At 70.2% G+C, this 12,745-nt stretch carries 13 protein-coding genes; 3 read left to right on the top strand and 10 right to left on the bottom strand.

The features are described from left to right. Positions 1 to 16: 16 nt before the first annotated feature. Together ABZ824_RS05400 and ABZ824_RS05395 are read right to left on the bottom strand one after the other, a co-directional pair. Positions 17 to 1,261 (bottom strand): bifunctional 3,4-dihydroxy-2-butanone-4-phosphate synthase/GTP cyclohydrolase II, encoded by a 1,245-nt coding sequence (locus ABZ824_RS05400; RefSeq protein ID WP_355070731.1) that lies wholly within the window; start codon positions 1,259 to 1,261, stop codon positions 17 to 19. A gap of 555 nt (positions 1,262 to 1,816) precedes the next feature. Further along, entirely contained in the window at positions 1,817 to 2,440 is a 624-nt protein-coding gene (locus ABZ824_RS05395; protein ID WP_355070729.1) for a riboflavin synthase, read from the bottom strand. A 563-nt stretch (positions 2,441 to 3,003) separates the two neighbouring features. Between ABZ824_RS05395 and ABZ824_RS05390 the strand changes: the two genes are divergently transcribed. Beyond that, positions 3,004 to 3,474 (top strand): hypothetical protein, encoded by a 471-nt coding sequence (locus tag ABZ824_RS05390; RefSeq protein ID WP_355070727.1) that lies wholly within the window; start codon positions 3,004 to 3,006, stop codon positions 3,472 to 3,474. Between the two features lie 6 nt (positions 3,475 to 3,480). Here the strand turns inward: ABZ824_RS05390 and rpe are convergent, their stop codons facing one another. Further along, complete coding sequence (gene rpe, locus ABZ824_RS05385) at positions 3,481 to 4,137, bottom strand: ribulose-phosphate 3-epimerase (protein ID WP_355071047.1); 657 nt, start codon at positions 4,135 to 4,137, stop codon at positions 3,481 to 3,483. Between the two features lie 96 nt (positions 4,138 to 4,233). On the opposite strand from rpe, the gene ABZ824_RS05380 reads away from it, so the two are divergent. Next, a complete protein-coding gene (locus ABZ824_RS05380) occupies positions 4,234 to 4,656 on the top strand; it encodes an anti-sigma factor (RefSeq protein WP_355070725.1) in 423 nt (140 codons plus the stop codon). Then, complete coding sequence (locus ABZ824_RS05375) at positions 4,656 to 5,519, top strand: RNA polymerase sigma factor SigF (protein WP_355070723.1); 864 nt, start codon at positions 4,656 to 4,658, stop codon at positions 5,517 to 5,519. Before ABZ824_RS05380 ends, ABZ824_RS05375 begins: the two co-directional genes overlap by 1 nt. Before the next feature lie 6 nt (positions 5,520 to 5,525). Here the strand turns inward: ABZ824_RS05375 and ABZ824_RS05370 are convergent, their stop codons facing one another. From ABZ824_RS05370 to ABZ824_RS05340, 7 genes are all read right to left on the bottom strand, one after another. Further along, positions 5,526 to 7,196 carry a transcription antitermination factor NusB gene (locus tag ABZ824_RS05370; RefSeq protein WP_356961772.1) on the bottom strand — a complete coding sequence of 557 codons (1,671 nt, stop codon included), beginning with the start codon at positions 7,194 to 7,196 and terminating at the stop codon, positions 5,526 to 5,528. Further along, complete coding sequence (fmt, locus tag ABZ824_RS05365) at positions 7,193 to 8,116, bottom strand: methionyl-tRNA formyltransferase (protein ID WP_355070719.1); 924 nt, start codon at positions 8,114 to 8,116, stop codon at positions 7,193 to 7,195. The genes ABZ824_RS05370 and fmt overlap by 4 nt, the downstream gene beginning before the upstream one ends. Continuing rightward, on the bottom strand, positions 8,116 to 8,682 hold the full coding sequence (gene def, locus ABZ824_RS05360) for a peptide deformylase (RefSeq protein WP_355070717.1): 567 nt from the start codon (positions 8,680 to 8,682) through the stop codon (positions 8,116 to 8,118). Before def ends, fmt begins: the two co-directional genes overlap by 1 nt. A 148-nt stretch (positions 8,683 to 8,830) precedes the next feature. After that, on the bottom strand, positions 8,831 to 9,691 hold the full coding sequence (locus ABZ824_RS05355; RefSeq protein ID WP_356961771.1) for an SDR family NAD(P)-dependent oxidoreductase: 861 nt from the start codon (positions 9,689 to 9,691) through the stop codon (positions 8,831 to 8,833). After that, entirely contained in the window at positions 9,688 to 10,629 is a 942-nt protein-coding gene (locus tag ABZ824_RS05350) for a diacylglycerol kinase family protein (protein ID WP_356961769.1), read from the bottom strand. The genes ABZ824_RS05355 and ABZ824_RS05350 overlap by 4 nt, the downstream gene beginning before the upstream one ends. Further along, positions 10,614 to 11,348 (bottom strand): HAD family hydrolase, encoded by a 735-nt coding sequence (locus tag ABZ824_RS05345; RefSeq protein WP_356961768.1) that lies wholly within the window; start codon positions 11,346 to 11,348, stop codon positions 10,614 to 10,616. Before ABZ824_RS05345 ends, ABZ824_RS05350 begins: the two co-directional genes overlap by 16 nt. After that, positions 11,345 to 12,745 (bottom strand): nucleotidyltransferase family protein, encoded by a 1,401-nt coding sequence (locus ABZ824_RS05340; protein ID WP_356961767.1) that lies wholly within the window; start codon positions 12,743 to 12,745, stop codon positions 11,345 to 11,347. The genes ABZ824_RS05345 and ABZ824_RS05340 overlap by 4 nt, the downstream gene beginning before the upstream one ends.

Raw genomic sequence — 12,745 nt, 5'->3', positions numbered from 1 at the left:
GGAGTCTGTTCGCAGTTCAGTGGGCAGTCTCGCCGAGATCCAGCTCGTCGAGGCCGATCAGGTCGTGACCCATTCGGTCCCGCTTGGTGCGCAGGTAGCGCAGGTTCTCCGCGTTCGCGCGCAACGGCATCGGCACCCGCTCGGTGATCCGCAGGCCGTAGCCGTCCAAGCCGACCCGCTTGGCCGGATTGTTGGTGAGCAATCGCATCGACCGGATGCCCAGATCCACCAGGATCTGCGCGCCGGTGCCGTAATCGCGGGCATCCGCGGGCAGGCCGAGTTCCAGATTCGCATCGACCGTGTCGTGGCCGGAGTCCTGCAGCTGGTAGGCCTGCAACTTGTGCATCAGGCCGATGCCGCGGCCTTCGTGACCGCGCATGTACAGCACGACACCGCGCCCCTCGGCCGCGACCATCTCCAACGCGGCATCCAGCTGCGGACCGCAGTCGCAGCGCAACGATCCGAACACGTCACCGGTCAGGCACTCCGAGTGCACGCGGACCAGGATGTCGTCGCCGTCGGTGATGTCGCCACGAACCAGCGCGACGTGCTCGACCTCGTCGTAGATGCTCTGATAGCCGACGGCCATGAACTCGCCGTGCGCGGTGGGGATGCGCGCCTCGGCCACGCGCACCACATGCTTCTCGTGCCTGCGCCGCCACGCGATCATGTCCGCGATCGAGATCAGCGCGAGCTCGTGCTCGTCGGCGAAGACGCGCAACTCCTCGGTCCGGGCCATGTGGCCCTCGTCCTTCTGGCTGACGATCTCGCAGATCACGCCCGCCGGACGCAAGCCGGCCATGCGTGCCAGATCCACCGCGGCCTCGGTGTGACCCGGCCTGCGCAGCACACCACCATCCTTGGCGCGCAACGGCACCACATGGCCAGGCCTGGTGAAATCGTCGGCCTTCGCGTCGGCGTCGGCCAGCAACCGCATCGTGGTGGCGCGGTCGGCGCCGGAGATACCGGTCGTGACACCCTCGCGCGCGTCCACCGAGACGGTGTAGGCGGTGCCGTGCTTGTCCTGGTTCATCGCGTACATCGGCGGCAGGCCGAGCCGATCGCAGTCGTCGCCGGTGAGCGGCACGCAGATGTAACCGGACGTGTAGCGGATCATGAAGGCGACCAGTTCCGGGGTGGCCTTCTCCGCCGCGAAGATGAGGTCGCCCTCGTTCTCGCGGTCCTCGTCGTCGACGACGACGACCGCCTTACCGGCGGCGATATCGGCGACTGCGCGCTCGATGCTGTCGAACCTGGTCACGTCTGCTGTGCTCCATCTCGAAATAGGTGCCTCACCACAGTACTGGGTCGTTTTCCAGCGCCTGCGGCGCTGGGTGTTCGCGGCCCCCTTATGGCCGCGAACGGCGCATGCTCGGTCTCGCTTCGCTCGAAAGTCGTGGTCGAGGTGTACTGGGCGCTCGGTGGGGCGATCGACCGACCCGCATGTTCGCCGGGCCTGCCGCCTGGCGTGGAAAACCGTCGGCTGCCACGGCGTCTCGAGACCTGGGCTCGTAGCGGGCGTCCGCGCCTGCCGGTTGGCAGATGGGAGGGTGTCTCGGATGCTCGCTCGGGCGCAGGCTGGGCCTGATCGGTCTCGCCTCGCTCGGAGACCGCAGTGATGCCGATTCGCTCGGCTGCCGGAGTGATGCCGATCCGACCGGTCGAGACGATGCCCATCGAACCCGTACGGTCGGCGGTCACCATGACTCCGCGTGCGGGTGACGGCTCGGATGACGGCGTCGCGGCAGCTCTATTACGCATGCGATCTCCGCCGCGCGGCCTCGTGGGCGGGCGGGGACGAGCGAGGCGGCCACTGTCAGCCGCGCTGCTGGAGGCGTTCGACGTACTTGGCGATCACGTCGACTTCCAGGTTGACGGTGGTGCCGACGGTGGCGAAGCCGAGGTTGGTCAGGGAGAGGGTGGTGGGGATGAGGGAGACCTCGAACCAGTCGCTGCTGCCGGTCTCGGCGGGCTCGTCGGAGACGCCGAGGCCGGAGACGGTGAGCGAGATGCCGTCCACGGTGATCGACCCCTTCTCCACGACGTAGCGGGCGATGTTCTCGGGCAGCGAGATCCGCACCACGTCCCAGTTGTCCGACGGAGTGCGCGAGAGCACGGTGCCGGTGCCATCGACATGGCCTTGGACCAAGTGGCCGCCGAGCCTGCTGTTCAGAGCGGCGGCGCGCTCGAGATTCACCTTGGCGCCGACGTCCAGCTTGCCGATGCTGGAGCGATTGAGCGTCTCCGCCATGACGTCGACGGTGAACGAGTCGCCGCCGACCACCTCCACGACGGTCAGGCACACTCCGTTCACGGCGATCGAATCACCGTGCCCGGCATCGGAGGTCACCAGCTTGCCCTTGATCGTCAGCCGCGCGGCGTCGGTCAGCTGCTCGCTGGCGACGATCTCGCCGAGTTCCTCGACGATGCCTGTGAACATGTGCTGTGACTCCTGTCGCGTCGTTGTCTTCCGGTTGCGGAACAGCGCGGGACCCGGCCGCTATTCCCGCACCTCCTCAGCCTAGTGACGCGGGGTCGCCGTAGACAGCCGCGTTCCGCGCCCGCCGAGGGCGGACCGGGACCCGCGCCGGAACCGACCGCAGGGCGGGCCGAGGCGGGCGGAACCGGCCGGTCCCATCGAAAATGGAACGAAATATGTCCACACCCGCCGTGATCACCCGGACGGACGACATATCCATGATTATTCTGCGGCATTTGACGTACCGCACGAATTAATTTACCCCGCAGAGAGTTTGCGGATTCATTCTCGATACCCGAACGAAACACGGTTATAACGCAGATTCCGCGCTCGGACGGCGCGGGAGGCGATATCGTTACGCGGCTGACTTCTCGCGTTCAACTTTCCCGACCATGCAGTCCGATGACACGCTCTACCAGGGAACATGCCCGACAAGCGGGAAGCCTGCCACACGATGTTCACTCCTCGAGAAAGCCGGAGAACACAGTGGGACAAATTGGGTCGAACGCAGCTGGGGGCGCAGTGTGACCACATTTCTCGATTCGACGCCGGAAGTTCGCTGCTCACGGTATCGGCGCGAATTCCAGCTGCCCGCATCGATGGATCCCGGTTCGCACCGCATTCTCCTGCACATCGGTGTCGACTACGGCGCCGTCACCATGCCCGCCGAACTCGGCGAGCAGGTGCTACGGCGACTCGCCCAAGACGGAATCGCCGGGCCGGTGGTCGACCATCCGCGAGCCAAGCATTGGACGTTCCTCACCGGCCCCGCCGGGCCGGACGCCGTCAGCCCGGCGGTCTCGGCCGAATTGTTCCGCCTCTACGCCGCGGTGGCCTGCGCGGGCAGCCAAGTGGTGCTGCCCTCACCGGACGACGAGCGCACCGGGTATCGCGTGTGGATCCGGTCACCGGAGGCCGGCGCCCGCCGCCCGCCGATCAGCGCGGTGATCGAGACGATCCGCGCGGTCGCCGCGCGTGGAACGCGGACCGGCTAGCACCGTTCAGCGGGCCCACGCCGAGGCCGCCTGGCCGCGCAGCTTCTCCACGGTGGCGGCGGGGTCGGCGGTGCTGTAGACCGCGGAACCGGCGACGAAGCAGTCCACACCCGCCTCCGCGGCCGCCTCGATGGTGTCGGCGTTGATCCCGCCGTCGATCTCGACCAGCAGCCGCAGCTCACCGGCATCGACCAGGTTCCGCACGACGCGCGCCTTCTGCAGCACCTCCGGAATGAACGACTGCCCGCCGAAGCCGGGTTCCACGCTCATCACCAGCAGCGTGTCGAATTCGCGCAGGATCTCCAGGTACGGCTCGATCGGCGTGCCCGGCTTCACCGAGAGCCCCGCCTTGGCGCCCGCGGCGCGGATGTCGCGGGCCACCGCGATCGGATCGTCGGTCGCCTCCGCGTGGAAGGTCACGTTGTGCGCGCCCGCCTCGGCGTACGGCGGCGCCCAGCGGCCCGGGTTCTCGATCATCAGGTGGCAGTCGAGGGGGATCTCGGTCGCCTTCAGCAGGCTCTCCACCACCGGGAGGCCGAGCGTGAGATTCGGCACGAAGTGCGCGTCCATCACGTCCACGTGCAGCCAGTCGGCGCCTGCGACGGCCGCCGCTTCGTCCGCGAGGTGCGCGAAGTCTGCGGACAGGATGGAGGGGGCGATCATCGGAGCGGCCGGACGCGGGTGAATCGGGTTGGACACAACGCCGGAGTCTAACGGTACCCAGGGTTGTCCAGCGCGGGAGTGGGTAGCCTGCATAGGGTGATCAATATTTCGGCGGAACAGGGGCTCTACAGCACCCCGGTGGAGATTCGGGTGGCGGCGTCGGTGACACAACTGCCCATCGTGCGTGGGCTCGCCGAAACACTCGTCCTACTCAGCGATTTCACACTGGACGAGGTGGCCGATATCCGGCTGGCCGTCGACGAGGTCTGCTCGACCCTGATCGCGGTCGCCGCCCCGGAATCGAGCCTGAACTGCCGTTTCACCGTCGGCGACACCGTGTTGCTCGTCCGGGTCGACGGCCTGGCGGAGAAGCCGGGGCTGCCCGATCAGCGCAGCTTCGGCTGGCACGTGCTGCGCACCCTCACCGACTCGGTGGAGGCGACCCAGGATTCGTTCGACGCGACGGTCTCCGGATATCCGACGACGGTCGAGTTCCGTCGGGTCCGGGGGAAGGCGTAGTGGCGGACGAAGACACCGTGTACGACTCCCAGCGCGACGACGACGCCGACACGCTGACCACCGAGGACGAGACCGATGCCGAGGAGACCCTGGAGGCGGCGGGCGCGGTTCCCGGTTACGACGATGTCGGATTGCTCTTCGAGCAGCTCGCCTCCAGTGAGGCGGGGACCGCGCGGCACAGCGCGCTGCGCGCGGAATTGATCAGCCGCTGCATTCCGCTCGCCGACCACATCGCCAGGAAGTTCAGCGGGCGCGGTGAGCCGTTCGACGACCTGACCCAGGTCGCGCGGGTGGGGTTGGTGCACGCGGTGGACCGTTTCGACGTCGAGCGCGGCTCCAACTTCCTGTCTTTCGCGGTGCCGACCATCATGGGTGAGGTCCGCCGGTATTTCCGCGACAACACCTGGGCGATGCGAGTGCCGCGGCGTGTCAAGGAGACTCACCTACGCATCGGCGCGGCGATCGACAGTCTCTCCCAGACTCTCGGCCGCTCGCCGACGGCGAAGGAGATCGCCGCCGAGCTGGACGTCGACCCGGACGAGGTGACCCAGGCGGTCATCGCGGGCAACGCCTACCAGCCGAGTTCGATCGACGCGGCCACGCTCGGCCGCGACACCGACGCCTCGCTCCTGGACACCCTCGGCGAGGAGGAGTCCCAGTTCGATCGGGTCGAGGAGTACGTCGCTATCCGTCCGCTGCTGGCCGGGTTGCCGGAGCGGGAACGACGCATCCTCACCATGCGGTTCTTCGAATCGATGACCCAGACGCAGATCGCGCAGCAGATGGGCATCTCCCAGATGCACGTCTCGCGCATCCTCGCCAAGACCCTCGCCCGCTTGCGGGAGCAATCCAGCCGGGAATGACCGCGCTCAGCGCGGCTTGCGCAGCGCCGCCACGAACATGGCGTCGGTACCGTGCCGGTGCGGCCACAACTGTGCCCCCGGCCCGTCGCCGACATCGGTGACGCCGGGCAGCAGTTCGCGGGTGTCGAGTTGCTCGGCGCCGAGGCGGCGCACGGCATCGGCGACGATGGACACCGTCTCCGGCAGATGCGGCGAGCAGGTCGAGTACACCACGACCCCGCCGGGGCGCAGCAGATCCCATGCGGCGGTGAGCAATTCGCGCTGCAACACCACCAGTTCCCGGACGTCCGCCGGGGTGCGCCGCCAGCGCGCCTCAGGTCTGCGGCGCAGCGCTCCGAGGCCGGTGCAGGGGGCGTCGACCAGGATACGGTCGTAGCCCGGGGTCAGTCCGCTGGCGCGGCCGTCGGCGACGTGCACGTCCACCGGCAGGTCGTGCACGGCTTTGCGGACCAGCTCGGCGCGGTGCGCGGCGGGCTCGACCGCGTCCACCCGGAAACCGTCGATCGCGGCGATCGCCCCCAGCAGCGCGGCCTTGCCGCCCGGCCCTGCGCACAGGTCGAGCCAGCGACCGGTGTCCGGGCCGTCGAGCGCGGCCCTGGTCAACGCCAGCGCCACCAGTTGGCTGCCTTCGTCCTGCACCGCCGCCATGCCCTCGCGGACCGGCTCCAGCTTGCCGGGATCGCCGCCGTCCAGATAGACCGCGTACGGCGACCAGCGGCCCTCCTCGCCGCCGGTGACCAGCGCGAGTTCCTCCGCGGTGATGTCGCCGGGACGGGCCACCAGGTGCACCAGCGGGCGGGCGTCGTCGGCGGCGAGCACGTCGCGCAGTTCCGCCGCTCGCGCGCCCAGCGCGTCGGCGAACGCCTGCGCGATCCAGACCGGATGGGCGTACTCGAACGCCAACCGGCCGAGGGGGTCGGCGGGCGCGAGCGCGTCGACCCATTGCTCGGGGGTCTTCTCCCCCGCGCGCCGGAGCACCGCATTGACGAAACCGGCTTTGCCCGCACCGAATTCGGCGCGCGTCAACGCGACGGAGGTGTCCACGGCGGCGTGCGCGCCGATCCGGGTGCGCAGCAACTGGTAGACGCCGAGCCGGAGCACGTCCAGCAGGGGTCCGTCGATCTCCTCGATCGGCCTGCCCGCGCCTTCGGCGATCACCGCGTCCAGCAGTCCCAGCGACCGGCACGCGCCGTAGGCGAGTTCGGTGGCCAGTGCGGCGTCCCGACCCGACAATCCCCGTTCGCGCAGCAGCGCGGGCAGAACGAGATTGGCGTAGGCATCGCGCTCACGGACCGCCCGCAGCACATCCCTGGCGACCGACCGCGGCGGGTCGGCGGATTCCCTTCGCTGCGGTCGTCCGGCGGCTTTGGCCCCTTGGCGCGGCGCGGTTTGCGAAGCCGGGCGCCCGCCGGTGGAACGGTCCGATCGGCCCGCCGCCGAGCGTCGTCCGGTGGAGCCGCGCCGTTCGTCGCGATCACGGCCGGCCGGCTCGGCGCGCCCACCGCCGGAACGCCGACCGGTCGCCCGTGACCTGTCCGCCGCGTCGCGATCCTGCTGCTTCCCGCCGCCCTGCGCGCGTGCCCGGCCTGCCTCGCCGGAACGATTCGGCGCGGCCTCTCGTTCGTCGCGCCGCCGGTCGCGTGCGTTGCCGTCGCCGGGCCGATCGCCCCGCGTCATTCGACCACCGCGCCCGGCTGCAGGCGGGCGCCGCGCGCCCAGTCGAGCGCGGCCATCATGCGCTTGCCCTGCGGCTGCACCTGGTCGAGCCGCACCGCGGTTGTCGCGGTGCCGACGAACACACCGGACTTGCGGACCTCGATCACCCGCTCCGGCAATTCCTCCTCGACCAACTCGACCGGCCCCAGCTTCAACCGGGTGCCGCCGACCTCGGTCCACGCCCCCGGCGCGGGAGTGACCGCGCGGATCCGCCTGCTGATGGCCAGCGCGGGCAGATCCCAGCGCACGTGCCCGACCTCGACGCCGACCTTCGGCGCGTACGAGACACCGTCGGTGGACTGCGGGACCGCTTGCAAGCTCCCGTCCTCCACTCCGTCGAGCGTCGCTTCCAGCAGGCGCGAGCCGCTGTCGGCCAGCCGCTCCAGGAGAGTGCCCGCGGTGTCGGTGACGGTGATCTTCTCGGTCACCATGCCGAAGACCGGGCCGGTGTCCAGTCCGGCCTCGATCTGGAAGGTGGAGGCGCCGGTGATCTCGTCGCCCGCATCGATCGCGGCCTGCACCGGCGCCGCGCCGCGCCACGCGGGCAGCAGCGAGAAATGCAGGTTGATCCAGCCGAAGCGCGGGATGTCGAGCACCTGCTGGGGTAGCAGCGCGCCGTAGGCGACGACGGGACAGCAGTCCGGCGCCAATTCGGTGAGCCGCGCGACGAATTCCGGCTCCGACGGCCGCCGCGGGGTGAACACCGGGATGCCGTGTTCGTCGGCCAGCAGGCCGACCGGCGACCTGGTCACCTTCCGGCCGCGCCCCGCGACCGCGTCCGGCCGCGTCACCACGGCGACGACCTCGTGGCGCGCCGATTCCAGCAGACGCCGCAGCGACGGAACCGCCGGTTCCGGGGTGCCCGCGAAGACGACGCGCATCAGCGGCCCGCTCCGAACGGGTTGGGCCGACCCGCACCGCTCATCGAACGGGCCGGGCGCACCGTCGAGCCCGCCGCGAACCAATCGGATTCGCGGATCACCCGCATCGCCTCCTTGCGCTGGGCCGGGTCGAGACGGTCGATGAACAGCACGCCGTCGAGATGGTCGGTCTCGTGCTGCACGCACCGCGCCAGCAACCCTTCGGCTTCGAACGTGACCGGTGCGCCGTCGACGTCCACACCGGTTGCCCGCACCCGCAGGGCCCTGCGCGTGTCGTAGCGCACGCCGGGAATCGACAGGCAGCCTTCCGGCCCCACCTGCTCCTCGTCGCCGACGACCTCCCACCGCGGGTTGACCAGATGCCCCGCGGCGTCGCCCGTGTCGTAGACGAACACGCGCAGCCCGACCCCGATCTGCGGCGCGGCCATCCCGACACCGCCGTCGTCGTGCATCGTCTCGGTCAGGTCGGTCACCAGCTGCCGCAGATCACGATCGAACGCGGTGACCTCCGCGGCGCGGGCACGCAAGATGGGATCGCCGAACAGGCGAACGGGCTGGATGGTCACGGCTGGCTCCCGGAAGCGACGAATACGGTCGCCCCATTCTAGTGAGACGACCGGAAATCCCCGATTCGCCAGCCGGAAGCTGGTACAACTCCTATGCGGTCCGGGCGGGGTGTCGATCCCTCCGCCCGGCCGCCCGGAAAAGCCCTGGTCAGCCGTCCGCCGGTGACCGCGGACCAGTGGTGGCCCGCAGCTCGCCGAGCAAGGCGTTCGGCAGCGGGCGGGCAGGCTCCGGCCGGAAACCGTAGTATCGGCGCACCATTCGCTCGTATACCCGGCTCGGGAGCAGCCTGCGGGTCCAGAAGGACAAGCGGACGTCACGGCCGCACAGGTAGGTCTGCCGTGGCCGGTCCGAGGCCAGGATCATCGCGACCTTGTCGGCCACCGCGGCGGCGGGCTGTCCCGCGGCCAAGTAGCCGCGTACGAGGTCCAGCACGGCGGCGCGGTCGTGGTCGTAGGCGGAGATCGGGCTCGACACGTGTCGCGCCGTGTCGATGATCGGGGTGACGGTCCATCCCGGGATGAGTACCGACACCTGGATGCCCGACCCGGCGGCCTCGATGCGCGCGGCTTCGCCGATCCGTTCGACGGCGGCCTTCGTAGCCGAGTACCAACCGCCGTATGGCTCGGCGACGGCGCCCGCTCCCGAACTGACGACGATCACGCGGCCTGCGCCTCGGGCGCGCAGCAACGGCAGCACCGCGCGCAGTACTCGGTGCGTGCCGAGGACGTTGGTGTCATAGAGCGCCGCGGCCTCTGCGGGCGTGGTCTCCTCGACCGCGCCGACGACGCCGTACGCCGCGAAGGTGACGACCGCATGGATGCTGCCGTGCCTGGCGTGCACGTCGCGAACCCAGCGGTTCACCGCCTCTTCGTCGCGCACGTCGACCCGGGCGATTCCGGACGCGGCGACCCGGTCGCATCCCTCGACCGTGTACCCCAGCGCCGCAAGGCGTTCCATGGTGGCCGCGCCCATGCCGTTGGCCGCTCCGGTGACGAGCACCACCGTCACGCGGCACACACCTTCAGTACCCGCGGCAGAACCTCCAGCCGCGCCGACTCCACCATCGTGACCTCGCCGTCCAACTCCAGCGGCGCCGGACGATCCGGCCGCAGCTCCACGACCGAATCGCGATGGCATACCGCCAGCGGCGACCGCCGGAATCGGCCCGCGTACAGTCCCGCGACCAAGCCGAGCGTCCTGAGCTTCCCCGCCTCGGCCCAGATGTTCACATCGAACCGGCCGTCGGCGCGGGTGACCGCCGTGTCGTAGCGCATGCCGCCGGCGAAGTGCACGCTCTTGAGCACGCCGATGTTGGTGACCGGGGCCGCGTGGCTCCAGTCGCCGCCACGAACGGCGACGGGCAGCGGCCGATGGGTGGCAAGGGTGGCGAGTGCGGTGGCGATGATGGCGGCCTCCACGCTGCGCGACTTGAGCCAGCCGACCACCCCGGTGGCGTGGTTGAAGGAATGATTGCCCGCGGCGACCAGCCCCATGCTGGCGTTGAGCAGGAAATAGCGCACCGCGCGCGTGCCGTCGGCCAGCAGCACGCACGCCTTGCCCACGTCGACGAATTCGGCGCGCGCGGCGTCGACCCGCACCGGAACGGTGCCGATACGTCCGGTGCCGGGCACCGGTTTGTGGAAGTCGTTCGAACTGCCCAGCCCCACCGCGCCCAGTGCGCAGCCGGGAGCGCGCGGGTGGTCGGTTGCCGGGTCCATGAGCGCGTTCAGCACCAGGTTGACCATGCCGTCGCCGCCCGCGGCGACCAGCACCGGCGGCGGATCGGGCCGGGTGACGGCCGCGCGCACGAGGGCGGTGGCGTGCCCCGCGTCGGCGGGCAGTTCGACCGACAGGTGCGGGTGACGGGCGCGCAGGGCGGATTCCACCGGCTCCCAGCGCCGCAGCGCGGTACCCGCGTTCGCTCGCGGGTTCAGGACGACGAGCACGAATCCTCCTCGATGCCGAGCCATCGGCGTAGTGCGTGGTGATCCCCCACCGTGACCAGTCCGGTCCGGGCCACGGCCGGCGGTATGCCGGTGGTGGGCGGGCCGACCAGGAAGACCGGGATGCCCAGTTGCGCGGCGGGACCGTCGTGAGCCGGGTCGTTGCCGACCATGACGCAGTCACCCGCGGCCGCGCCCAACTGGTCGAGCAGTTCGCGATAGAACTCGAGCCGCGGCTTGGCGCGGTGCATGGTGTCACCGCTGGTGACGAAGGCGAACGAAGCGAGATCGATTCCGCCCCAACGGATCCTGGCCTCGACGGTGCTGCGCGGCCACAACGGGTTGGTCGCGACCACTTGCCGCGCACCCGCCTCCGCCAGCCCGCGCACCGTCGCCACCGCCGCCGGGCGCGGCGGGAAACACGCGCGCAGCCGCGCGAATTCGACCTCGGCCAACCGGGTGAGGCGGTCCGCGACCACCTCACGGCCGGTGCCGAGACGCTGGGCGAGCAGCAGCACCATCAGCTCCGTGTTGGTGTGGTCGCTGTCGTTGGCGCGCACGTCACCCAGCGTGCGGCGCAGCAGGGGCAGGAAGCGGTGCGGTGGGACGAGATCGCGGAACACCCAAGCCGCGCCCGCGGGCATCAGCGTCGCGAAGGTGCGCCGCCGCTGCCCGATCAACGTGCCGTCCAGATCCCACAGCACGGTCGGCCGTGGGCTCATTCCTGGCTGTCCAGTACTGCTCGCAGGTCCGCTCTGGTCAGCCCGAGGCGGGCGGCGTAGTCGTCGATGCCGGGCGGCCGCGCACCGCCGAGCCCGGTGCGGGACCGGAGTTCCCCAGCGTATGCCGCGCCGAGGTCGTAGACCGTCTTGGCCAGCGCGGCGGGGAACAGCCACCGGCCGAGGTCACGCTGGAACACCCTGGTCAGACGGTAGGGCGCGACCAAGCGGGCCCCGACGGCGGCCACCGCGCCCGGATCGCGCAGCGAACTCATCCTGGCCGCTTCGGCGCCGGGGACAAGGAGCAGCCCGGACCACAGCCGCGCGAAGCCGTCCAGCTTCTCCCGCGCGTCAGCGGTCATATTGAATTCGGTGTAGGCCTTCTCGATCCGGGAGGTGTGGGTGGAACGGCTGCGCAGCAACGTGTGCACGTCGGCGACCTTGCGCGCGGTGTCGGCGCGGGTGAATCGGTCCACGCGGGGCGCGATCCGGTCCAGCAGCGCCGCGAAGTCGGGGTTCGGCACCAGCCGGTGCGCGAGGGCGAGGGCGTGGTACATCAGGCCCTCGCTGCCCGCCGCCGCGATCTGAGCGGAGAGCAGGTCGTAGTCGAGGTCCGTGCCCGCGTATCGGGCCAGGTTCCAGATGTCGCCGAGTTCGCGTACGCCGGTTTTGTAGTAGGGCAGGTGGATGCCCAGATGGTGCAGGTTGTCCTCGTGCGCCATCGCCCACGCGGGTACGCCGTGGAAGTCGATGGGACGCACACGTTTCCATATCGCGGTGTAGTCCACCGTGTAGGGCGCCAGCGGCGTGATCAGGCCCCAGTGCGTGCCCACCACGAGCGCGCCGTCGCGCGAGACGAACGACGGCAGGTGGTGGGATCGCTCGGCCCGCGCCTTGGGCGGCTTGCCGAGCAGCTCCGAGGTCGCGAACAGGCCGAGTTCACGGTAGACCTCGACGGCCGTGTCGACCTGGTCCGGTTCCAGCAGGATGTCCAGGTCGTTCATGCGCTTGTAGCGCGGGTCGCGGTAGATCTCGGTGGCGAAGAGCATGCCCTTGAGCACCACGCAGCGCACACCGCGTTCGTCGAGCCGCCGCACCAGCTCCACCGCCCCGGCCAGGCGGCGGTCGTTGGCGGTCGCGATTTGCTCGGTGACGGCGTCGAACCGCACCCGGACCAGGGGCGGCACCAGCTCGTACACCTCGGCGGCGATCAGCGAGCGCCGCGCCAGCGGGACGGTCGCGTTGAGCTGTGCCAACTCGAAGAAGGCCGCCCAATCGGTGACCCGGTGGGCCAGCTCGACCAGTTCCGCGCGTTCTTCGCTGCTGGGTGCGGCCAGCGCGGCGTGTACCAGCAGCCGTTCGGCGTCGGTTCCGGCCGCGGCGATCACGGTGTCGGTCAT

Source organism: Nocardia sp. NPDC047038, from assembly GCF_040644075.1.
Classification (GTDB): Bacteria; Actinomycetota; Actinomycetes; order Mycobacteriales; family Mycobacteriaceae; genus Nocardia; species Nocardia sichangensis.
Note: the sequence above shows the minus strand (reverse complement) of the source record. Positions and strands in the feature narration are given on the sequence as shown.